Source organism: Pseudoalteromonas sp. UG3-2 (assembly GCF_037120705.1).
Taxonomy (GTDB): Bacteria; Pseudomonadota; Gammaproteobacteria; order Enterobacterales; family Alteromonadaceae; genus Pseudoalteromonas.
Map to the genome: position 1 here is coordinate 192,379 of NZ_JAWLJU010000002.1, position 23,615 is coordinate 215,993.

17 protein-coding genes are annotated in these 23,615 nt (G+C 46.0%); 7 read left to right on the forward strand and 10 right to left on the reverse strand.

All coding sequences use genetic code 11. The annotated features are described in order from the left end of the window. Positions 1 to 244 precede the first annotated feature (244 nt). From R3P39_RS04175 to R3P39_RS04185, 3 genes are all read left to right on the forward strand, one after another. On the forward strand, positions 245 to 592 hold the full coding sequence (locus R3P39_RS04175; protein WP_336565850.1) for a Grx4 family monothiol glutaredoxin: 348 nt from the start codon (positions 245 to 247) through the stop codon (positions 590 to 592). Positions 593 to 1,375: 783 nt separating this feature from the next. Next, complete coding sequence (gene gltB / locus R3P39_RS04180; RefSeq protein WP_336565852.1) at positions 1,376 to 5,833, forward strand: glutamate synthase large subunit; 4,458 nt, start codon at positions 1,376 to 1,378, stop codon at positions 5,831 to 5,833. 10 nt (positions 5,834 to 5,843) lie between these two features. Continuing rightward, a complete protein-coding gene (locus R3P39_RS04185; RefSeq protein ID WP_336565853.1) occupies positions 5,844 to 7,259 on the forward strand; it encodes an FAD-dependent oxidoreductase in 1,416 nt (471 codons plus the stop codon). Positions 7,260 to 7,376: 117 nt separating this feature from the next. On the opposite strand, the gene recN is transcribed toward R3P39_RS04185, so the two are convergent. From recN to nadK, 3 genes are all read right to left on the reverse strand, one after another. Further along, positions 7,377 to 9,053: a DNA repair protein RecN gene (gene recN, locus R3P39_RS04190; RefSeq protein WP_336565854.1), complete on the reverse strand. Its 1,677-nt coding sequence runs from the start codon at positions 9,051 to 9,053 to the stop codon at positions 7,377 to 7,379. Positions 9,054 to 9,145: 92 nt separating this feature from the next. Next, the gene (locus R3P39_RS04195; protein WP_336565855.1) at positions 9,146 to 9,748 is read right to left on the reverse strand and encodes a hypothetical protein; all 603 of its coding nucleotides are present in this window, start codon (positions 9,746 to 9,748) and stop codon (positions 9,146 to 9,148) included. 58 nt (positions 9,749 to 9,806) lie between these two features. Then, the gene (gene nadK / locus R3P39_RS04200) at positions 9,807 to 10,691 is read right to left on the reverse strand and encodes an NAD(+) kinase (protein ID WP_336565856.1); all 885 of its coding nucleotides are present in this window, start codon (positions 10,689 to 10,691) and stop codon (positions 9,807 to 9,809) included. A gap of 90 nt (positions 10,692 to 10,781) precedes the next feature. Here nadK and R3P39_RS04205 point away from each other — a divergent pair, with 90 nt between their 5' ends. Together R3P39_RS04205 and grpE are read left to right on the forward strand one after the other, a co-directional pair. Beyond that, complete coding sequence (locus R3P39_RS04205; protein WP_336565857.1) at positions 10,782 to 11,714, forward strand: HrcA family transcriptional regulator; 933 nt, start codon at positions 10,782 to 10,784, stop codon at positions 11,712 to 11,714. A 115-nt stretch (positions 11,715 to 11,829) separates the two neighbouring features. Next, the gene (gene grpE / locus R3P39_RS04210; protein WP_336565858.1) at positions 11,830 to 12,432 is read left to right on the forward strand and encodes a nucleotide exchange factor GrpE; all 603 of its coding nucleotides are present in this window, start codon (positions 11,830 to 11,832) and stop codon (positions 12,430 to 12,432) included. 67 nt (positions 12,433 to 12,499) lie between these two features. Here the strand turns inward: grpE and R3P39_RS04215 are convergent, their stop codons facing one another. Further along, positions 12,500 to 13,699: a Bcr/CflA family multidrug efflux MFS transporter gene (locus R3P39_RS04215; RefSeq protein WP_336565859.1), complete on the reverse strand. Its 1,200-nt coding sequence runs from the start codon at positions 13,697 to 13,699 to the stop codon at positions 12,500 to 12,502. Between the two features lie 197 nt (positions 13,700 to 13,896). On the opposite strand from R3P39_RS04215, the gene R3P39_RS04220 reads away from it, so the two are divergent. Continuing rightward, a complete protein-coding gene (locus tag R3P39_RS04220) occupies positions 13,897 to 14,694 on the forward strand; it encodes a M48 family metallopeptidase (RefSeq protein WP_336565860.1) in 798 nt (265 codons plus the stop codon). Here R3P39_RS04220 and R3P39_RS04225 read toward each other — a convergent pair whose 3' ends face one another. Both R3P39_RS04225 and R3P39_RS04230 read right to left on the reverse strand, forming a co-directional pair. Then, positions 14,695 to 15,201, reverse strand: a complete 507-nt coding sequence (locus R3P39_RS04225; protein ID WP_336565862.1) for a M48 metallopeptidase family protein — start codon at positions 15,199 to 15,201, stop codon at positions 14,695 to 14,697. Beyond that, the gene (locus R3P39_RS04230) at positions 15,201 to 16,049 is read right to left on the reverse strand and encodes a DUF72 domain-containing protein (RefSeq protein WP_336565864.1); all 849 of its coding nucleotides are present in this window, start codon (positions 16,047 to 16,049) and stop codon (positions 15,201 to 15,203) included. Before R3P39_RS04230 ends, R3P39_RS04225 begins: the two co-directional genes overlap by 1 nt. A gap of 270 nt (positions 16,050 to 16,319) precedes the next feature. Here R3P39_RS04230 and aspS point away from each other — a divergent pair, with 270 nt between their 5' ends. Continuing rightward, positions 16,320 to 18,104 carry an aspartate--tRNA ligase gene (aspS, locus tag R3P39_RS04235; RefSeq protein WP_336565866.1) on the forward strand — a complete coding sequence of 595 codons (1,785 nt, stop codon included), beginning with the start codon at positions 16,320 to 16,322 and terminating at the stop codon, positions 18,102 to 18,104. Positions 18,105 to 18,167: 63 nt separating this feature from the next. On the opposite strand, the gene R3P39_RS04240 is transcribed toward aspS, so the two are convergent. From R3P39_RS04240 to R3P39_RS04255, 4 genes are all read right to left on the reverse strand, one after another. Then, on the reverse strand, positions 18,168 to 19,277 hold the full coding sequence (locus R3P39_RS04240) for a hypothetical protein (protein ID WP_336565867.1): 1,110 nt from the start codon (positions 19,275 to 19,277) through the stop codon (positions 18,168 to 18,170). Positions 19,278 to 19,633: 356 nt separating this feature from the next. Beyond that, positions 19,634 to 20,749 carry a hypothetical protein gene (locus R3P39_RS04245; protein ID WP_336565868.1) on the reverse strand — a complete coding sequence of 372 codons (1,116 nt, stop codon included), beginning with the start codon at positions 20,747 to 20,749 and terminating at the stop codon, positions 19,634 to 19,636. A gap of 357 nt (positions 20,750 to 21,106) precedes the next feature. Further along, positions 21,107 to 22,210, reverse strand: coding sequence for a hypothetical protein (locus tag R3P39_RS04250; RefSeq protein ID WP_336565869.1), 1,104 nt, complete (start codon positions 22,208 to 22,210; stop codon positions 21,107 to 21,109). Between the two features lie 281 nt (positions 22,211 to 22,491). Further along, the gene (locus R3P39_RS04255) at positions 22,492 to 23,583 is read right to left on the reverse strand and encodes a hypothetical protein (protein WP_336565871.1); all 1,092 of its coding nucleotides are present in this window, start codon (positions 23,581 to 23,583) and stop codon (positions 22,492 to 22,494) included. Between the last annotated feature and the right edge of the window lie 32 nt (positions 23,584 to 23,615).

The window sequence follows — 23,615 nt, forward strand, 5'->3', positions numbered from 1 at the left end:
CCTGACTATTTTACTCAAGTTTTAGCAAACAGCAATGTGTGCTCTTAACTTAATGACTCATAATACACATTCTATGTGAATATAGGTCGAATATCTGTAGTAATAACGTCAGGCTGATTATTTTTACGGCGTTGCAGCTGGCTGGCGTGAGTTTATGGTTTAATCCGCGCTAGGCTGTAAGGTATACTGCAGTAAATCGTGCTTATGAAATGAGTAACGGGCTATCGTCATTTTGAGGTAACTAATGGAAACTATTGACAAGATTAAACAACAGATCGAAGAAAACCCAATTTTACTCTACATGAAAGGGTCACCTAAGCTTCCTAATTGTGGTTTTTCTTCACAAGCATCACAAGCGCTAATGGCATGTGGCGAACAATTTGCCTATGTAGATGTGCTGCTTAACCCAGACATCCGTGCTGAACTTCCACACTACGCTAACTGGCCAACGTTCCCGCAACTGTGGGTAGAAGGTGAGCTTATTGGTGGTTGTGACATCATCATTGAGATGTTCCAAAAAGGTGAGCTTCAACCTTTAATCGCAGAAACTGCTGCGAAGTACAAAAAAGACGAAGAAGAAGCTGCACAGTAATCGCATTTATAGCAATGGGCAAAATTGACGCTTTAATTCAGCGAATTGCTATTAGGCAGAGGCGACTCTGCCTTTTCCTACCTTTATACACTCATTAACCCTCACTCAATGTCAGCAGTAAGTATATACGCCACTTGGTATTAAAAATTTCTTAGCCACTAAAGCCAACAGCCGATACAGCTATTCTACAAACACTCTCAATGGTGCTGCGAAGCTCCCTAGCCACAGCATGCCTTATTACCGAGCAGAGCTTACTGACGCGAAACTTAAGATCCCGATTAATCATTACTTTGTCTGTTGTCAGCGTTAATTCCTGTCATTGTGATAAGCATCAAGTGGTCGTGGCTGAAACATAAAACAGTCACTTTATTTACTTATACTTTACGTGCACGTAAACCTTAGTCATGAGCTTTATTGCATAGATAATCATCTGCGGCCTTGAATTGTACGTTTTTCAAGGTGAATGAAAAACGGAGTTAGTGAATATTTATTCATTGGCTTCTTGGTTTACGTTTACGTTAACGTCTCTTTTTTAATTTTTTATCGTTAAACTTACTCAGTTGATACCGGTGTCATTTTGCAAATTTATGGTATATATTTTCAAAATGATAAAATATAGGCTATTTGGCTAACTTGTCTTACCAATGAGAAATATTCAAGATAATGAATATGTATTCATTTTTGTGTTGACTCGAGTTGCAATCAAGGCTAATTTTGGATATCTGCCAGCAGCTCGCCATATCGCAATAGGCTGTTGGTTGTTGTAGCAAGGGGGAGGGGTCAATGTTATACGACTCAAAACTAGAAAAAGATAATTGTGGATTTGGCTTAATCGCACACGTCAGTGGGCAGCCCAGTCACAAATTGATCCGCACAGCCATTACTGGCCTAGACCGTATGGAGCACCGCGGTGGCATATCTGCCGATGGTAAAACAGGTGATGGCTGCGGGCTATTATTACAAAAGCCAGACAGCTTTTTTCGGGCTATCGCGGCCGAAAACAATTGGCACATGGGAAAAAATTATGCCGTAGGTATGATTTTCCTTAATCAAGACGACGAATTAGCAGCACAAGCATGCCAGGTTATTGAACAAGAATTAGAAAAAGAAACCTTAACCACGATTGGCTGGCGTGAAGTGCCCACCGATCCATCCATGTTAGGGCCAATTGCTAAGGCACAGTTACCGCAATTTAAGCAAGTGTTTGTCGGCGCCCCAGAAGGCTGGCGACCAAAAGACTTAGAGCGTCGCTTGTACATTGCCAGACGCCGAATTGAAAAGCGCTTAGAGCAAGATGAACAGTTTTATATTTGCAGCCTTTCAGGTTTAGTGACAGTTTACAAAGGCTTAATGATGCCTGCTGACCTGCCCACTTTTTACAGTGATTTGGCAGACATGCGTATGACTAGCGCAATCTGTGTGTTTCACCAGCGTTTCTCAACCAACACTCAACCACGCTGGCCATTGGCTCAACCATTCCGGTACTTAGCTCATAATGGTGAAATAAATACCATTCAAGGTAACCGCCAATGGGCACAAGCACGAGCGTATAAATTTGCATCGCCGTTACTGCCTGATTTACAAAGCGCCGCGCCTTTTGTCAATGAGACCGGTTCGGATTCCTCCAGTCTGGATAATATGCTGGAACTATTTCTAGCGGGTGGTATGGATTTATTCCGTGCTATGCGCATGTTAGTGCCCCCTGCATGGCAAAAAAACCGTGCCATGGACGAAGACTTAAGAGCGTTTTACGATTTTAACTCGATGCACATGGAACCTTGGGATGGTCCTGCCGGAATTGTCATGTCAGATGGTCGCTTTGCGGCATGTAACCTCGATAGAAACGGCTTACGACCGGCGCGTTATGTACTGACTCAAGATGGTTTTATTACTTTAGCCTCTGAGGTGGGAATTTGGGATTATGCCCCTGACGAAGTCATTGAAAAAGGCAGGGTGGGTCCTGGTGAATTATTGGTTGTCGATACCCTTCACGGCAAGATTTGGCAGTCCGATGAAATCGATCAAGATCTAAAATCGCGCCACCCGTATAAAACCTGGTTAGAACAAAATGTCAAACGCCTCACCCCATTTGAAGCGCTGGATGAACAAGCCGCGGGTAAGCGAGACCTAACCGATCAGCAACTATTAACCTATCAAAAGCAATTTGGCTATACCAACGAAGAATTGGATCAAGTGATCCGGGTAATGGGGCAAAATGGTCAAGAAGCCACAGGTTCAATGGGTGATGATACGCCATTTGCCGTGCTTTCTGAGGGCCACCGTTCAATTTACGATTACTTTAGACAAAAGTTTGCGCAGGTTACCAATCCGCCCATCGATCCACTGCGAGAAAACCATGTGATGTCGTTGGCGACTTGTATTGGCCGCGAGCAAAATGTTTTTAACGAAACCACCGGCCACGCAAAACGCTTGCAATTTGCTTCACCGGTACTGACGTTCTCGGATATGCAACAGCTGTTGCAAGCCGATGATGAGCATTATTGCGCCTGCAAAATCTCGTTAATTTACGATCCTGAAGAGTCATTACAACAGGCGATCAGTCGAGTTTGCCAAGAAGCGACTGACAAGGCGCGTAGCGGCTGTGTTATGGTGGTGCTCAGTGACCGAGACATCGCCGCGGGGAAACAAGTGATCCCTGCTGCAATGGCGGTGGGCGCCGTGCAACGTCGCTTAATTGCTGAGAATTTGCGTTGTGACGCCAATATTATCATTGAAACTGGTAGCGCCAGAGACCCTCATCAGTTTGCTGTACTGTTGGGCTTTGGAGCTACAGCTATCTATCCTTACCTCGCTTATGAAACCCTAGTGGCGATGTGCGACAAGCAAATCATTGCCAAGTCTTATCGTGAGGTGACCTTATCTTATCGCGGTGCTATTAATAAGGGCCTTTACAAGATCATGTCGAAGATGGGGATCAGCACGGTTGCCTCTTACCGTTGCTCGATGTTATTTGAAGCCGTAGGCCTGTCTGATAAAGTGGTTGAGCTGTGCTTTAAAGGCGTAGCGAATCGCATTAAAGGCGCCTGCTTTGACGATTTTGCTCTTGAGCAGCAACAGCTTAACAAATTGGCGTTTAGTCAGCGTAAGCTGCTGTCACACGGTGGTTTATTAAAGTATGTCCATGGCGGTGAGTACCATGCATACAACCCCGACGTGGTACAAACACTGCAAACCGCGGTGCGCTCAGGTAACTACCAAGATTACATTAAATACGCGGATCTGGTTAATAAGCGACCCGTTACTAACTTAAGAGACATGCTAAAACTCAAAGCCAATCAAGCAGCGATTAGCATTGATGAGGTCGAGCCGGCCACTGAACTGTACAAGCGTTTCGACTCCGCGGCCATGAGTATTGGCGCGTTATCACCGGAAGCACACGAAGCCTTGGCTATTGCCATGAACCGTTTAGGTGGCTGCTCTAATTCTGGTGAAGGCGGCGAAGATAAGCTGCGCTTTGGCACCGAGAAAAACTCTCGAATCAAGCAAGTGGCATCGGGGCGTTTTGGTGTAACACCGCATTACTTGCGTTCTGCTGATGTAATTCAAATTAAAGTGGCGCAAGGGGCCAAGCCTGGAGAAGGGGGTCAGTTACCCGGTGAAAAGGTAACTCCTTATATCGCCAAGCTGCGCTACTCTGTGCCTGGTGTGACGTTAATTTCACCACCACCACATCACGACATTTATTCTATAGAAGATTTAGCTCAGCTGATTTTTGATTTGAAGCAGGTTAACCCTGAGGCGATGATCTCTGTCAAATTGGTATCGGAACCAGGGGTGGGTACCATCGCCACTGGGGTAGCAAAAGCGTACGCTGATTTAATCACCATCGCAGGCTACGACGGCGGTACTGGAGCAAGTCCTTTGACGTCGGTTAAGTATGCGGGCAGCCCTTGGGAGTTGGGTTTGGCAGAAACGCAACAAGCGTTAGTGGAAAATGGTCTGCGTCACCGCATTCGTTTGCAAACCGATGGCGGCTTAAAAACCGGTTTAGATATTATTAAAGCCGCGATCCTCGGCGCTGAAAGTTTTGGCTTTGGTACCGGCCCTATGGTGGCGCTAGGGTGTAAATACCTACGTATTTGTCACCTTAATAACTGTGCTACCGGTGTCGCAACTCAAGACGATACCCTGCGACAGAAGCATTATCATGGCTTGCCAGAAATGGCGATGAATTACTTTAAGTTTATCGCTCAAGAAGCGCGTGAGTTAATGGCGTCTCTTGGGGTGACTAAGCTCACCGATTTAATTGGTCGTACCGACTTGTTGGAGGTAATAGAGGGCAATACCGCGAAGCAGAAAAAGTTAGACTTAACGCCATTGTTAGCACAGCCTAATAACCCCTCTAACGAGGCGCTGCATTGCACCCATCAGAACCCATCCCATTACAGTGGGGCACTGAACGAGAGCTTATTGGCAAAAGCGAAAACCGCCATTGAGGAAAAAACCGGTATTTCACTGGTGAGTCGTATTGCTAATACCGACAGGTCCATTGGCGGAATGCTGTCGGGGTATATCGCCAGCATCCATGGTAACCAAGGGATGGCTGCCGATCCGGTGGCGCTAGAGCTGCACGGTACCGCAGGGCAGTCCTTTGGGGTTTGGAATGCCGGAGGTCTTGAGATGACACTGGTAGGCGATGCCAATGACTACGTTGGTAAAGGTATGGCCGGGGGCAAGCTGGTGATCCGCCCACCGGTGGGATCGAGTTTTGCTTCACACCAAGCGGCTATCATTGGTAATACATGCTTATATGGTGCCACCGGCGGCAAATTGTTTGCTGCAGGCCGAGCGGGAGAGCGTTTTGCCGTTCGCAACTCAGGCTGCCAAGGGGTGGTCGAAGGACTTGGTGATAATGGTTGCGAGTATATGACCGGTGGTGTGGTGTGTGTGCTAGGTCAGGTTGGCGTAAACTTTGGCGCCGGAATGACAGGCGGCTTTGCCTATGTGTTAGATGAGAGAGGCGATTTTGAAAAACGCATTAACCCAGAGCTGGTTGAAGTAGTGGAATTACAGCCTCTGGCTTCACACCAAGAACACCTAAGAGGATTGATTGTTGACCATTTAGAAGCAACGAGCTCGGGTCGCGCTGAGCAAATTCTAGCAAACTTTGAACTGTATTTACCCATGTTCAAATTAGTGAAACCTAAGTCAAGCGATGTTAATAGCTTACTGGGTCACCGTGCACGCAGTAGTGCAGAGCTAAGAATTCAAGCGCAGTAGGAGAGCCATTATGAGCGAAAACGTTTATCAATTTATCGATGTGCAACGTGTAGATCCACGCAAAAAGCCAATTTCTGCGCGTAAACAATCGTTTGTCGAAATCTATGAACCTTTTTCAGAGCAACAAGTAAACTCACAATCTGACCGCTGTTTGGATTGTGGCAACCCTTATTGTGAATGGAAGTGCCCAGTTCATAATTACATTCCACAGTGGCTAAAGCTGATCCGCACTGGCCGTATTATTGAGGCCGCGGAGCTTTCTCATCGCACCAACAGCCTGCCGGAGGTATGCGGCCGAGTGTGTCCTCAGGACCGTTTGTGTGAGGGAGCATGCACCTTAAACGAAGAGTTTGGTGCGGTTACCATTGGCAATATTGAAAAGTACATTACCGATACGGCTTTTGCCCAAGGCTGGAAGCCCGACTTGTCGTACGTCACCTGGACCGATAAAAAGGTCGCCATTATCGGCGCCGGCCCAGCAGGGCTTGGCTGCGCTGATATTTTAGTGCGTAACGGAGTAAAGCCGGTGGTGTTTGACCGCAACCCAGAAATTGGTGGCTTATTAACATTTGGCATTCCGTCTTTTAAGTTGGAAAAGTCGGTGATGGAAAATCGCCGTGAAATCTTTTCTGAAATGGGAGTCGAGTTCCAGCTCAATACTGAGGTTGGCAAAGACATCACCATGGATGAGCTGATAGCCCAATATGATGCGGTATTTTTAGGGGTAGGCACTTACCAAAGTATGAAAGGCAACCTTGAAAATGAAGAGGCGGATGGGGTATATGAGGCGCTGCCATTTTTAATCGGCAACACCAACCGCGTGATGGGGTACGATGAGACCAAGCAGCCATTTATAGATATGGCCGGTAAGCGTGTGGTGGTGCTCGGTGGAGGTGACACGGCGATGGACTGTGTTAGAACTTCAGTGCGACAAAACGCCCGCTCTGTGGTGTGTGCTTATCGCCGTGATGAAGAGAACATGCCAGGATCGGCACGAGAAGTTAAAAACGCCAAAGAGGAAGGGGTTGAGTTTAAGTTTAACCTGCAACCAGTTGCTATTGAGGTCAATAGTCAAGGCAAGGTTTGCGGCGTTACTATGGTGAACACCCAGCTTGGTGAGCCAGATGAAAATGGCCGCCGCCGCGCCGAGGTCGTTCCCGGCTCTGAGCATACCTTAGAAGCAGATGCAGTGATAATGGCATTTGGCTTTAAGCCGCATAACCTCGATTGGTTGACCAATTACGATGTTGCTGTTAATCACTGGGGTGGCATTGAAGCGCCAGAGAAAGGCGCCTTTACGCATCAAACCAGTAATCCGAAAATTTTTGCTGGTGGCGATGCGGTAAGGGGATCCGATCTGGTGGTCACGGCTATTTTTGAAGGCCGTAATGCCGCAGAAGGGATACTCGACTTTCTCGAGGTATAATACCAATCCGTTAAAATTTTGGGGTTAAGCCTGCAAAGGCATTACCCTGATAGGCTGCAAAAGCAATAAAAAGCCCGAACTATAAAGCGTGGTTCGGGCTTTTTATTGGCTATTAGGTTATGCACTTTGTACTTGCAGCAGCTCTTTGGCACTGGCTCGAGTGGTATTACTGATGGTATCACCACCAATTAAGCGGGCGATTTCATCAATGCGTTGTTGTTCGTCCATGGCAGTCATGGCGGTAAAGGTTTCACCATGTTGCACTTGCTTGGCAACATAAAATTGATTGTGACCACTGCAGGCTACTTGCGGTAAATGGGTCACACAAATCACTTGTGTTGATGTGCCGAGTTGTCGTAGTAGCTTACCCACGGTGGCAGCGGTTGGGCCGGAGATCCCAACATCGACCTCATCAAAAATCAGAGTTGGTGTGGTAACGCGGGTGGCAATAATCACTTGAATGGCTAAACTTATCCGCGACAATTCGCCGCCCGATGCCACTTTGCCCATGGGTTGTAGCGGCTGGCCTGGGTTGGTTGAGACGAAAAAGGCAATATCATCACAACCTAATGGGTTGGGTTTGGCATTTTGCTGTGGGGTTAGCTGTATTTCAAATAAGCCATCACCCATAGCCAACTCTTTCATGCTGGCTGATATTTGTTGATTAAGCGATTCACTGGCCTGATGACGACTTTGACTTAACGCCATAGCCGCTTGGTTATAAGCATGAATGGCCTCGGCAATTTCTTCTTCTAAAGCATCTAAACGCTCTGAGTCGGAGCTAATGGTGCTTAGCTCTTGATGTAACTCTTGATGATGCTGGTAGAGGAGCTCAGGCTGAACTTGGTGTTTACGGGCAAGCTCTAGGGTTTTTGATAGACGCTCTTCAAGCTCTTGCAAGCGCATAGGGTCTTGCTCTGTGGCGTCGCTGTAACTGCGTATTTCTCTGCTGGCTTCCTCAACTTGCACGGCGGCTTCTTCAAGCATTTGGGCGATATTTTCCAGCTCTTTGTCGTAACTGGTGAGCTCGGAAAAAGTATGCGCACTTTGGCGCAACTGCGACAATATGGTTTGCTCATCGCTCTCATACAAGCGTTGTTGCTCAGCATGACATTGCTCTAAGATGGTTTGACTGTGGCTTAACTTGGCATGCTCAGCTTCAATCTCTTCATATTCATTGGCTGCCAGAGCAAATTCATCTAACTCTGCAACTTGGTATTCTAACAGTTGCTTTTTCGCCGCTTGCGCTTGCTGCGCTTTTTGTAATGTCGCGTATTCTTTTTGCAGCTTTTGGTAATGGTTATATTGGCCTTTTACCGCTTGTTGTAAGTTAGTGTGATTGGCGTAGGCGTCTAACAGATGTAACTGATAATCCGGCTTTAATAACAGTTGGTGTGCGTGTTGGCCATGAATAGCAATCAGGTGCTGACCGAGTTCCTTTTGCTGGCTCACCGTGACAGGAGAGCCGTTGATATAGCTTTTACTGCGGCCATTTTTACTGATCACACGACGCAAAATACATTCGTCATCGTCAGTATCGAGCATGTGCTGAGCTAAAAACTCCTTTGCATTGGGCAGTGCTGAGACATCAAAGTGGGCAGAAATATCGGCTTTATCACTGCCAGGCCTGATGGCGGCAGGATCGGCACGCTCACCAAGACACAAAGACAAAGCGTCAATGGCAATCGATTTGCCCGCGCCCGTTTCACCCGTTATCGCGGTCATACCGCCGTGCCAGTCAATATTAAGTGCGCTAACAATAGCAAAGTTTTGAATATTTAAAGCTAATAGCATACAGAAAACCCTTAACAGAGAATTACTGTTAATCTATACAGTATTTTGCTGTTTGGCAACCTTTGTGGTCAGCAAAGTGCCTGATGCTCTGCTTAGCTTAGTGCTTTACTAACCGCTGGGTTTATCCGCTGGCTTTGTGTGGGCGCTTTTTTGTCTTCGCCATTGCTGTCATCTGGGGTTACAAGGGTATCTTCCTCGACGTCACCTGAGTCAGGATCCATTGCAGGAGTATCAGGGGTTTGGATCCGAGCAATTAACGCAGGCAATATTTCTCGATAAAAGTCGCGATTGTACGCTATCCCCGCAGACGGTAATTCCGCGACAAAAAATTGTAGCTGCTCTTCTAGCAGATCGATATTACCGTTTTGTTGGCACTTAATAAGCTCCGCGGTAACACTGTGAGTGAACTGATCCGATATGCGTTCAAGTTGCTCGAGATTATCTTCATTATGGGCCTGAACCACGAAGAAGTTACTGACAATGGCGTTGACTTGTGGGGCGTACTTAGGGCGCAAAATCTTTGCTGCAACGTATTCAGACACCTTTGATTTAAAGTGATTGGTAATTTCCTTTACTCGTTCATTAAAAGCTCTTTTTTCCGCTTCTCGCGCTTTGCGGCGATTGTTTTCAATCACCAAGTACACAGAAAGTATGGTGATCAGCAAAGCCAGGGTGAAAAAAACTACATAAGCCATTTTATTTTTATTTACCTAAATAGAAATTGTGACGGAACAGGTGCACGGTTTTACTGCGTTAGTAGAGTCGGCTGCCCCAATTCAGTTTTTGTCTCAGCACATTATAGTAAGAATAACACTTAGGGTGAATCAGTCTGAGCTGCTTTTCAGCTTTTTTTATGATGACTTCATCGCCTGGCAATAAAGCCAATACCACATGGCTATCACAACTCACCTGTAAACCATCGGTATTCTCGACACTTAAATGCAAGCGTACGGTTTTATCAGCATCCACCACCAAAGGACGGCTCGATAATGTGTGCGGGAACATGGGCACCAGTGAAATGGCATTTAACTCCGGAGTTAAAATAGGACCACCACCAGATAATGAATAGGCAGTGGAGCCTGTCGGGGTTGAGACAATTAAACCATCAGAACGTTGTGAGAAAACAAAGTCATCGTTAATAAATGCCTCAAACTCGATCATGTGCGCGACTTTATCGGCGTGCAGCACCGCTTCATTCATTGCCAAATTTGCACTTTTTAATTGGTCATGACGATATACCGCAACCTCTAACAAAAACCTTGATTCTTCAATATATTGGCCACTTAGCACGGCCTCTAACTGGGCTTCAAACCCTTCTGGATTAAGATCGGTCAAAAAGCCAAGGTTGCCGCGGTTGACCCCAATCACCGCAACATCAAAACGCGCCAGCACTCTAGCGGCACCTAGCATGTTGCCATCCCCCCCGACCACAATGGCAAGATCGCAGCGTTTACCAAGCTCCACTAACTCAACCGCATGCTCAGGGTTAAGGTTATCGATTTGCTCAGCGACTCGGTCTTCTAATAAGACTTGGTATCCTAAAGCTTGCAAAAATGTGTATAGTCGTTGTAAGGTCAGTCCCGCACCTTCATGGTTGGGCTTACCGATCAGACCGATGGTGTTAAACGTGGTCGTCATTTCGTCATTTGTCCGTGATGGCTTTGTTGCAAGGTTATCTTAAATGCCCAGAGCTTGAAACAATCAAATGGCACCCATATAAAAATAATTATGAAACTAAATCCTAGAGATGAACAAATCTTGTGCGCGGTGATGCGTCACTACTGTAACGGTGAGGGGCTTCCTGTTGCTTCAAGCAAAATAGCTAAGCAAGAGGGTATGGCCGTTTGCTCGGCAACGGTACGTAATGCCATGGCACGGTTGGAGAATAATGGCTTACTCTATTCTCCTCACACCTCATCGGGGCGCATACCCACCGATTTAGGCGTCAAGTTTTGGTTGCAAAGTTACTTCCCACTGACTGAGGTGGCAAGAGATTGGCAACCTGAACAAGCGACCATAGTGTCATTTGCTCACCTTCTTAGTCAAAACTTCCAAGTGTGTTGTTGTGTTGGGTTACCACAAGCGAGCAGCAAACAAATGTTTCGGGTTGAAGTGTTGGACTTTGACCGGGACAGCTGGTTGGTATTGTTGTTAGACCGAGCAGGGCAGTCACATAATATTTGCATCGATAAACCGGTCGATGACTCCGACGCTTTGCGTTACCAGTTTGCCGCTTGGATGAATACGGTGTTCAGTCAACAGACTTTAGTGGAAGGGCTGCATCGCATGCGGGCCATGGCGCACAGTGCACCGCCAAGCTGCCACCATATTTTAGCGCAGTGGACACAGCAGTTAAGTCAGCAGCTCGGTTCAGATAACGCCATCGTAGTAGGGGAGCGCTATTTATATAATCGCCTCGATTTAGACCATGAAATTAATCTTGGGGTGGGGTTCTTGGAGCAAGTGGAAGATAAGCTGGCCTTTAAAGATGGCGTTTCGGTGTTGCTCGGTGAAGAGTTGAGCATGCTGGGGTTGCATCATGTGGTGGTGTTGAGTATTCCATACTTTTCTCAAGGGGAATACCAAAGCCGCTTTTGTGCTATTTGTCCTGCCGATTCTAAAATAGAAGCGATACTGGCCGAATTTAAAAAGTTGTCTTAACCAAGCGCACAATAAAAACCCCAGTGATCATGAAAATTCGTCGTGGCTAAGGGTTGAATCTAAAATTTCTATCCCCATAATTACCCGCAGTTGTAAAGAATCGGAGAAGAGTTACATGTCTGAGCAGACAAAAGCCCAAGAGCAAGAGCTGGAACAAGAAGCAACACAAGCAGAAGTCGAAGCAGAGCAAACAGCTCAAGAGCAAGTCGACGGTGAGGCTGAGTTGAGCCCAGAAGAGGAAATTGCTGGGTTACACGCCGAGCTAGAAGCTGCAAAGAAAACCATCGAAGATCAAAAAGACAGCGTCGTTCGTGCCGCTGCTGAAACAGAAAATGTTCGTCGCCGTGCCGCTCAGGATGTTGAGAAAGCGCACAAATTTGCACTTGAAAAGTTCTCAAATGAATTGCTACCAGTAATTGATAATCTTGAGCGTGCGATTGAGTTTTCCGATAAAGAAAACGAAACGCTTAAGCCTGTGCTTGAGGGCATCGACATGACCTTAAAAAGCTTCAGCGATGCGTTAGCTAAATTTGGCGTTGAAGCCGTGGATCCGCAAGGAGAAGCCTTTAACCCAGAGCTGCATCAAGCCATGTCTATTCAGCCAAGTAATGACGTGTCACCGAACACGGTATTGGCTGTGATGCAAAAAGGCTACACCCTAAACGGTCGTTTATTACGTCCAGCAATGGTAATGGTTTCTAAGGCTGCCGAAGAGTAAGTCGCAGCAAAAAAGAAAAAGCCGCTTTATTGCGGCTTTTTTTGTGCTTGAAATCGAGCTCTAAGGATTATTGTTTTGCCGCCGGAAGCTTAGTCCCTAACCTGCGATTTAGCACCTGACAAACAATAACTAACATAATGGCTGCAAACATAAAGCTGGAAAAGGGCAGCGGGGATTCTGGTGTGGCTAATGCTAATAAAGGCCCAACGAGTGCACCACTGCCGAATCGTAAGGTGCCAATCACGGCTGTTGCCGTGCCCGTTTGATGTTCAAAGCTTAATAAAATTAAGGCATCGGCGTTACTGGCTATGATCCCCAAGCTCATCATTAATGGCGCGATGGCGCTGGCTAACACCCAAACCGAGACAGACTGGCTACTCAACACCACTAGCAGTGTCGAAAATACCACACCTATGGTTAATCCCACATTTAACATTTTTCTCGAGCCAAACCTTGGCACCAATCGGGTGTTGGCAAAGTTACCTAACATCAAGGCGATGACGTTCATCGCAAATAACACCCCGAACAATTGCTCTGTGACGCCATAGTAATCGAGGTAAATAAATGACACTGAGGTTAAAAAACAGAAAAACGCAAACGATGCCAGCATGGAGGATAAAATATCGTAGCGGGCATACTTTTCAGTCAAGACGATGCGGTAATTTCGTAAAAAGAACGACAAGCTCAACGGCACATGTGCTTGAGTAGCAATGTTAATACTGAAAAACTGTAATGCAATCATGACCAGGATTGCGTAGCCGGCGAGAAACCAAAAAATCGCATGCCAGTCAAAGTACAGTAAAATCACAGCACCAACAGAGGGGGCAATCAGCGGAGCGATCATCATGATCATGGAGACATAGGACATGCCTTTGGCGGTATGCTCTTTATAGTAATAGCGGATCACCCCAGGTACCACCACCGTGGCGGCCGCGCCGCAAAATGCTTGTACGATACGAAGGCCAATAAACACATCAATATCATTACAGAGCGCTAAGCCAATAGAGGCCAAGGTAAAACCAAACAAGCCCAATAAAGCCAGTGAATGACGAGGAAACTTATCGGCCAATGGCCCAAACACCATCATTCCCACCGCATAACCTGCAAGGTAACTGCTGAGGGATACTTGAACTTGCTCTAAAGGACTATTAAGACTCTGTGAAATGGCCAGCATAGCCGGTAAATAAAGATCTATGGCCAAGGGCGTAATGGCCACAATACTGGCCAATAGCGGCAGCAGTATCGCAGGGAGCGTTGATGATTTCATAGAGTTGTAATGTCACCTTAGTTGAAAAATACCACACCCTTGGGGACGATATAAGGTTACTGAAATCATCACCTAAGGTGTGTAAACTGGAAAAATACAGGAAAATGAATTGTATTGTATCAAGTTACTCTCGTTTCATGGCAAATTTGCGGTAAACTTAGAGGAACTCGAGTCGTAACATAAAAAAGGAACAAGTTATGAAGAAACTGGTTCTCGCGGTCGCTATGGCTGCAAGTTTAGTGGGATGCAAAACATCACCAACTGGACGCACGCAGCTGGCGCTGTATTCCGAGCAACAAATGGATAAAATGGGCGTTGCAAGTTTTGAGCAGATGAAACAACAGCAAAAAGTGGACACTGACCCAAACACCAACCGCTATGTTAAGTGTATTGCAAATGCGCTAGTGGCACAACTGCCGCAAAAGTATGCTAATCAACAGTGGGAAGTGGTGGTATTTGCTGATGACTCTGCCAACGCCTTCGCGCTGCCAGGTGGTAAAATCGGGGTTCATACTGGGATTTTAAACGTAGCAGAAAATCAACACCAGTTAGCCGCGGTAATGGGGCATGAAGTAGGGCACGTTATTGCCGAGCACGCCAATGAAAGGGTATCGCAAAATAGTATCTTACAACTTGGTCTGCAAGCCGGCGCTGCGGTGCTTGAAATGAACAATGTTGAGTATCGTAATGCGATTATGCAAGGGCTTGGTTTAGGTGCGCAATTTGGTATTGCTTTGCCTTTTAGTCGCTCCCATGAAAGCGAAGCCGATGTCATTGGGCTCGATTTAATGGCCAAGGCGGGCTTTGATCCTAAAGGTTCCGTGGCACTGTGGCAAAATATGGAAAAACAAGCAGGACAAAGACCACCTGAGTTTATGTCTACTCACCCAGCGCCACAAAGCCGTATCGCTCAGCTGCAAGCCAACATGACAACAGCACAATCGACTGCTAGGCGTGCCCAAAATGCCGGTCAAGTGCCAAACTGTAGGCCCTAGTCACGGCAAGTAAACATTTCCTTCGGCCTCACACAGCAACAGAAACAGCCGCAGTTCAAGCTCAAGTTGGTGATAGTGAGGCTCCATATGCTGGCACAGGTTGTAAAACGCCTTATTGTGTTGTTTCTCTTTAAAGTGTGCCAGCTCATGAACAACTAAAGCACGCAGTATGGGCTCCGGTGCGTGCCTGAGCGTAGCTTCAATATGGATCTGGTGACTGGTTTTGTGCCTGCCCCCATGCTGGGTGGTTTTATAGGTATGCGTGCCTAACGCATTAAGCGCCATATTATGGCGTTTTGCATAAGCGGCCTGATGCACTCTAGGACTGTTCTTCATGTATTCTTGCCGCAGTCGCTCTATATAATTATACAGCTGCTTGTCTGTTTTTATGTCATGAGAATGTCGGTAGCGCTGGATAAAAAACTGGCCTAGTCTTTGTTGCTGTAGGAGGCTGTCGACTTGTTGCTGTACTTGTTCAGGGTAATGGCCAAAGTATGGGTGTGACATCAGAACAACGACTCCTGCTTGGCTTCTCTTTCTGCCGGAAACGGCTCGCTTACTGGGTGCTGTATAGATAAATCACGAATGAATTGCCGCGCCAAAAAGGCAGAGTCGATATTATCCGCTGTATGAAAAAAGACATAAGGTGCTTTACCGCCAGCCAGCCACTGGCGAATTTTGTGCAACCAAGGTTGATAAAACTCGCGGTTAGCACTGAGTGTTGAGCAGCCAACAAAACGGAGCACTGGATTGTCACTGGTGGCAATGGCGTGCACAGGTAAGTGTGGCTTTTTTTGTTGGGCATCGATAATGGCTGGGGTTGTGGCCGCTTCACTAAACAGTGCACGGGTATCCATTATCACGCGGTTGTAATTATGCTCAATTAAATACTGATTATAGCGCCGTTCGGCGTCCCCTTTACGATAAAACTCTGGGTGTCGAACCTCAACCCCCACCTTAAGCTCTCTGGGTAGCCAGCTGAGAAACTGTTGTAACTGTGGCATATGCTGTGGCGCAAATTGTGCAGGTAATTGCACCATCAAAATGCCCAGCTTAGGAAACAAGGGCGCCATAGTCTGGCACCAAGCCATAAGTTCATCTTGGCAGTGGCGCAATGCCATATCATGGCTGAAGCGTTTAGGGATTTTAAAGGTAAAGCGAAAATCATCCGGTACCTGTTGTTGCCACTTGCTGACGGTTTGCGCGCTGGGATCGGCATAGAAGGTGGTGTTTCCCTCAACACTATTAAAGATTTGCGCATACTCACTCAGCATCTTATTTGCAGCACAGTGCTTAGAAAACACGTGTCCTTTCCACTGTGTGCTGCTCCACTGCGGACAACCTAGGTATAACATAGTAATCAAATCGAGCCGGATTATTCTTATTGGCCTAGTTTACCACAGTCATAATGAACTAGGGTGATGAGCTTAGAAGTGGCGATGGCCAACAACAAAATCATAGGAATTCACGCCAGATCTGAGATTGAGGATGACAATGCAGTGTATTTTTATATAATTGGCGGTTATTGAAAATGAGTCTGAGCGGCTGGCTTTATATCGACGTCTAATGACGTGATGATAATTGCCATGAGAGTCGTGCGAGCAAACTGGATTGACAGGAATTTTATGCGCTCTATATATTGCGGAAAATTAAATAAGGACCACGTAGATCAGCAGGTTGAGCTGTGTGGTTGGATTAATAAACGTCGTGACCTTGGTGGTCTTATCTTTGTCGACTTAAGAGACAGAGAAGGTTTGGTGCAAGTGGTGTTCGATCCGGAAGTCGATGGCTTGATGGATAAAGCCAATGCACTGCGTCAAGAATTCTGTGTACAAATTAAAGGTGTTGTTCGTGCGCGTCCTGACAGCCAAGTCAATAAAGACATGGCCACCGGTGAAGTGGAGATCTTAGGCACGGACTTAACTATTATTAACCGTTCAGAGCCGTTGCCTCTTGACTTTAATCAGCAAAACTCAGAAGAGCGTCGCTTAAAATATCGCTATTTAGACTTGCGTCGTTTAGAAATGAGTGACCGCATCAAAATGCGTGCAAAAGCCAGCAGCTTTGTTCGTCGCTTCTTAGATGAGAATGAGTTCTTAGACATTGAAACGCCAGTACTGACCAAAGCAACGCCGGAAGGCGCACGTGACTACTTAGTACCAAGCCGCGTACACAAAGGCAGCTTTTACGCGTTACCGCAGTCGCCACAGCTGTTTAAACAATTGCTGATGATGTCTGGTTTTGACCGTTACTACCAGATTGTAAAGTGCTTCCGTGATGAAGATTTACGCGCAGATCGTCAACCTGAATTTACTCAGATTGATATCGAAACCTCGTTCATGAGCTCAGATCAAGTGCGTGGCGTTACTGAAAAAATGATCCGTGAAATGTGGCAGTCGTTCCTCAATGTCGATTTAGGCGCATTTCCAGTGATGGCGTACAGTGAAGCAATGAGCAAATATGGCTCGGATAAACCTGACTTACGTAACCCGCTAGAATTGATTGACGTTGCAGATATTGTCAAAGATGTTGAATTTAAAGTGCTCAGCGGCCCTGCTAATGACGAAAAAGGGCGTGTTGCGGTATTGTCTGTACCCGGCGGCGCACAACTTTCGCGTAAGCAAATTGATGAATACACCAAGTTTGTCGGTATTTACGGCGCCAAAGGTCTGGCGTGGATGAAAGTCAACGACCGTGATGCTGGCATCGATGGCGTACAATCGCCAATCGCGAAGTTCTTGAACGAAGAAGTGATCAATGCTCTGCTTGAACGCACAGGCGCAAACACGGGTGACATTATTCTATTCGGCGCTGATAAGCGTAACACAGTGAACGAAGCCATGGGCGCGTTGCGTCTGAAGATTGGTCTGGATTTAGAAATCACCGATTTGACTAAGTGGGCGCCACTTTGGGTGGTTGACTTCCCAATGTTTGAAGAAGACGACGAGGGCAACTTGCACGCTGTACACCACCCATTTACAGCACCTAAAGACGTCACGGCTGCCGAGCTAGAAGCCAATCCAGCCAATACGCTGTCGGACGCTTATGACATGGTCATTAATGGCTACGAAGTGGGTGGCGGTTCGGTGCGTATCCACAACAATGAAATGCAACAAGCGGCGTTTAGAATTTTAGGCATTGAGGAAGAAGAACAGCAAGAGAAGTTTGGCTTCTTATTAGATGCCCTAAAATACGGTACCCCACCGCATGCTGGTTTGGCGTTTGGTCTGGACCGAGTGGTTATGCTGCTGTGTGGCACAGATAACATCCGCGATGTTATTGCCTTCCCGAAAACCACTCAGGCTTCTTGTCTTATGACGGATGCACCTAGCCCGGCAAATCCGGATGCATTAAAAGATCTGGCTGTGGCTATTGACGAGCAACTAGTAGAGCAAGGTGAAGGCGAGTAAGTGAGTTAACCTGAATGAAAGAGGCGGCATAGGCCGCCTCTTTTACTTTTATGTGTTAACTAACTAAGGGCAGGCGCCTTCCATACTAAAATATGGCTCACCCCATGGATCATAAAAAGTCCATGTACAAGTTTGAGGGCCGCTTCCACCACCGCCTCCCCAACTTCTGGCAGGGATCAGATCATAGCTAGGTGGAATATCTACTCCTCCGCCGCCGCCACCTGTGTCTCCAGTGACTCCGGCCTTCAAGTGCTTATTGAGCACCTCCAGCATGCAGTTAGAGACCTCTTCGGGGCGAGTGCTTTTCCAGTCTGCGATAGTTCGGCCGCCAAATTTGGTCATGTCTTCGTTTAACTTAATAGTTAGCCCGCGCCCACCTTGGCCCGAATGAACATTATAAGCCACGGTATGATGGCCATTGCTGGGGTCATAAAAGTCTACCTGAACGAAGCGGGTCTCGGGTACATACTCCCAACTGCCGCCAAGCTCAACGCTACCTCGGCTCACTGAGAAGTTAAAAGCGGTTATTCTAGAAGAATCAAAAGCCCCCCGCACACTGCTAAACTCGTCAATGAACTGATTATGTAAACTGCTGCGTAGCCTGGTTCTCGCATGGCCATTATATGCAAAATGAGCGGCTCGAGTTATGGGTGTGTTTTCACAGTTATTAGGCGATTCAGTCGCTCTCCCAAACCTTGATTCTTGCGCCTGAGCCTGTAGTTCTGACTGCATCGTTTGAGACTGATATTGCTCGCTTATCTTGGCGACTGTTCTATCCAGTGCGGTGTAATAGTTGAGCAGCTCATTTGCGAGAGCATTGGCATTGTTGGGTAAACTTTGCGGCGTAACTTGCAGCTCTAATTGATAGCGGAAGCTTCCTTGATTTGCATGGGATAACTTGAAGTACCACTTTTGACCTGAATTCGCGTTAATAATGAGTACGTCTCGCGGTTGCGAGTAACATTGCTGAGTATAATCATAATCAAATGGTCCACTTACCTTACACTCTACCGTAGGAGGATATTGTTTGGCGAAGGTGATGGCATTGTTAGAGTTACAGGAGTAGCAAATTTCGGTTTTGTAATTGGTCGCGGTCGTACTAGCAGAAGCTGACATAGCGATATTACTCAGGGCTAGCGTTCCATAAAGTAATGACTTCATAATTATTGTCACAAAAATATCCTTATATTTTAGCCTGCGTCAAATGTTTGCAAGATGTAACATTTTTGAAAATAGCATAGGGCTATAGATAGATCAAGTGTCTTTATTTAGGGTAAATGTCCGCTTTTTGGTCAACCTAGTTAATGTATTTTTGCGTAGTACATATAATATTTGTGATGTCATTGCATTACAGGAAACCACTCTAGCATCATACTTGATGATAGACGTGGTAAACACTGATGAGTTAAAAGAGCTGGCAGTTGCGGTATAGCAGCAACTGATTGAGCAAGGTGAAGTGGAGTAAGTCCGTTAACCTTAAATAAAGGAGGCGACCTAGGCTGCTTCCTTTACTTTTATGTATGAGCTAACTAAGGGCAGGCACCTTCCATACTAAAATATGGCTCACCCCATGGATCATAAAAAGTCCATGTACAAGTTTGAGGGTCGCTTCCACCACCGCCTCCCCAACTTCTGGCAGGGATCAGATCATAGCTAGGTGGAATATCTACTCCTCCGCCGCCGCCACCTGTGTCTCCAGTGACTCCGGCCTTCAAGTGCTTATTGAGCACCTCCAGCATGCAGTTAGAGACCTCTTCGGGGCGAGTGCTTTTCCAGTCTGCGATAGTTCGGCCGCCAAATTTGGTCATGTTTTCATTTAGTTTAATATCTAATCCGGATCTACCTGGCACATCAGAGTAAGAAACATCATAACCCACGGTATGATGGCCACTGCTGGGGTCATAAAAGTCTACTAGAACGAAGTGGGTCTCGGGTACATACTCCCAACCGCCGCCAAGCTCAACGCTACCTCGGCTCACTGAGAAGTTAAAAGCGGTTATTCTAGAAGAATCAAAAGCCCCCCGCACACTGCCAAACTCGTCAATGAACTGATTATGTAAACTGCTGCGTAGTCTGGTTCTCGCATGGCCATTATATGCAAAATGAGCGGCTCGAGTTATGGGTGTGTTTTCACAGTTATTAGGCGATTCAGTCGCTCTCCCAAACCTTGATTCTTGCGCCTGAGCCTGTAGTTCTGACTGCATCGTTGGAGACTGATATTGCTCGCTTATCTTGGCGACTGTTCTATCAAGTGCGGTGTAATAGTTGAGCAGCTCATTTGCGAGAGCATTGGCATTATTGGGTAATCTTTGCGGCGTAACTTGCAGCTCTAATTGATAGCGGAAGCTTCCTTGATTTGCATGGGATAACTTGAAGTACCACTTTTGACCTGAATTCGCATTAATAATGAGTACGTCTTGCGGTTGCGAGTAACATTGCTGAGTATAATCATAATCAAATGGTCCACTTACCTTGCACTCTACCGTAGGAGGATATTGTTTGGCGAAGGTGAGGGCATTGTTAGAGTTACAGGAGTAGCAAATTTCGGTTTTGTAATTGGTCGCGGTCGTACGAGCAGAAGCTGACATAGCGATATTACTCAGGGCTAGCGTTCCATAAAGCAGTGCGCTCGTAATTTTACTCATTAAACATATCCTTATACTCTAAAATGATTAAATGTTTACTAAATGTAATTTTTATGAAAATAGCATGGTGCTGTAGATAGGTCAACTGTCTCTGTTTAGGGTAAAGATGTCCGCTTTTGGTCAACATAGTTAATGTATTTTTGCGTAGTACACATAATATTTGTGATGTCATTGCATTACAGGAAATCACTCTAGCATCATACTTGATGATAGATGTGGTAAACACTGATGAGTTAAAAGAGCTGGCGGTTGCGGTATAGCAGCAACTGATTGAGCAAGGTGAAGTGGAGTAAGTCCGTTAACCTTAAATAAAAGAGGCGGCGTAGGTCGCCTCTTTTACTTTTATGTATTAACCAACTAGGGGCAGGCGCCTTCCATACTAAAATATGGCTCCCCCCATGGATCATAAAAAGTCCATGTGCAGGTTTGAGGGCCGCCGATACCACCAAAACTTCGGCCTGGGATTCTATCGTAAGCTTTTCCAAGGTTAACTGGCTCACGTCCGCCACCACCGCCGCCAGCTATACTTGCTGGTAGGTGTTGATTTAGTACCTCGAGCATGCAGTTGGAAACGTTGACAGGTCTTGATGTTTTTAAGTCTTTAATCGCATGGCCACCAAGAAAGCTTATGGCTTCGTTTAGCTCAATATCTAAACCAACACCTCTTGGTCCGGGAAAAACATTATAGACAATCGTATAATTACCGTTTACGGGGTCATAAAAATTTACACGGGTCGATCGATTTACTGGTACATATTGCCAACTGCCAGACAGTACAGCTGCACCTCTGCTAACAGAGAAGCTTAATGCGGTCATTTGCTTGGTTTCGAAAGATCCTCTAATGCTTCCGTATGCCTCTTCGAGTGCACTAGCTAAGCTTCGTCTTAAGTTTGATCTTGCGGTAATATTGTAAGCAAAATTAGCTGCGCGAGTGATCGGCTCGTTTACACAGTTGTTTGGTGACTCTGAAGTTATTGAACCCCGACTTTTAAGAGCCTGAGTAAGCATATTTAATTGTACTGACTGAGACTGGTATTCAGTGTTAACTTTAGAGGTGGCCCTGTCCCAAGCCGCATAGTAACGTAGTAATTCGTCGGCAAGATTATTGGCGTCAACAGGTAGGCTTTTTTTAGTCGTATTGAGTATTAACTCGTGACGAAACTTACCTTGATTGGTGTGGGTGAGTTGGTAGTACCATTTTTGACCTGAATTCGCGTTAATAATGAGTACGTCTCGCGGTTGCGAGTAACATTGCTGAGTATAATCATAATCAAATGGTCCACTTACCTTACACTCTACCGTAGGAGGGTATTGTTTGGCGAAGGTGATGGCATTGTTAGAGTTACAGGAGTAGCAAATTTCGGTTTTGTAATTGGTCGCGGTCGTACTAGCAGAAGCTGACATAGCGATATTACTCAGGGCTAGCGTTCCATAGAGTAATGACTTCATAATTATTGTCACAAAAATATCCTTATATTTTAGCCAGCGTTAAATATTTACATAATGTAACATTTTTGAAAATAGCATAGGGCTATAGATAGATCAAGTGTCTTTATTTAGGGTAAATATCCGCTTTTTGGTCAACCTAGTTAATGTATTTTTGCGTAGTACACATAATATTTGTGATGTCATTGCATTACAGGAAATCACCCTAGCATCATACTTGATGATAGATGTGGTAAACACTGATGAGTTAAAAGAGCTGGCGTAGGTCGCCTCTTTTACTTTTATGTATTAACCAGCTAGGGGCAGGCGCCTTCCATACTAAAATATGGCTCCCCCCATGGATCATAAAAAGTCCATGTGCAGGTTTGAGGGCCGCCGATACCACCAAAACTTCGGCCTGGGATTCTATCGTAAGCTTTTCCAAGGTTAACTGGCTCACGTCCGCCACCACCGCCGCCAGCTATACTTGCTGGTAGGTGTTGATTTAGTACCTCGAGCATGCAGTTGGAAACGTTGACAGGTCTTGATGTTTTTAAATCTTTGATCCTACTGCCACCGAAAAAAGAAGCATGTTCTGCAAGTTCAAAGTCTAGTCCTCTACCTCTTGGGCCTTTGAAAATGTCGTAGACTATGGTGTGGTTTCCGTTGATGGCGTCCGTGAATGTTACACTGACTGAGCGAGTTTCTGGCACATACTGCCAGCTGCCGCCAAGCCCTACACCACCTTTACTCACAGAAAAGTTGAGTGCGGTCATTTGCTTGGTTTCAAATGCTCCATCAACACTTCCGTATTCCTGTTGAAATTGATTTACTAAGATTTTATGCAAGTTTGCTCTTGCTTTTACATTATAAGCAAAGTGGGCTGCGCGAGTGATCGGCTCGTGTTCACAATTGTTTGGTGACTCTGAAGTTATTGAACCTCGACTTTTAAGAGTCTGAGTAAGCATATTTAATTGTACTGACTGAGACTGGTATTCAGTGTTAACTTTAGAGGTGGCCCTGTCCCAAGCCGCATAGTAACGTAGTAATTCGTCGGCAAGATTATTGGCGTCAACAGGTAGGCTTTTTTTAGTCGTATTGAGTATTAACTCGTGACGAAACTTGCCTTGATTGGTGTGGGTGAGTTGGTAGTACCATTTTTGACCTGAATTCGCGTTAATAATGAGTACGTCTTGCGGTTGCGAGTAACATTGCTGAGTATAATCATAATCAAATGGTCCACTTACCTTGCACTCTACCGTAGGAAGATATTGTTTGGCGAAGGTTATAGCATTGTTAGAGTTACAGGAGTAGCAAATTTCGGTTTTGTAATTGGTCGCGGTCGTACCAGCAGAAGCTGACATAGCGATATTACTCAGGGCTAGCGTTCCATAAAGTAATGACTTCATAATTATTGTCACAAAAATATCCTTATATTTTA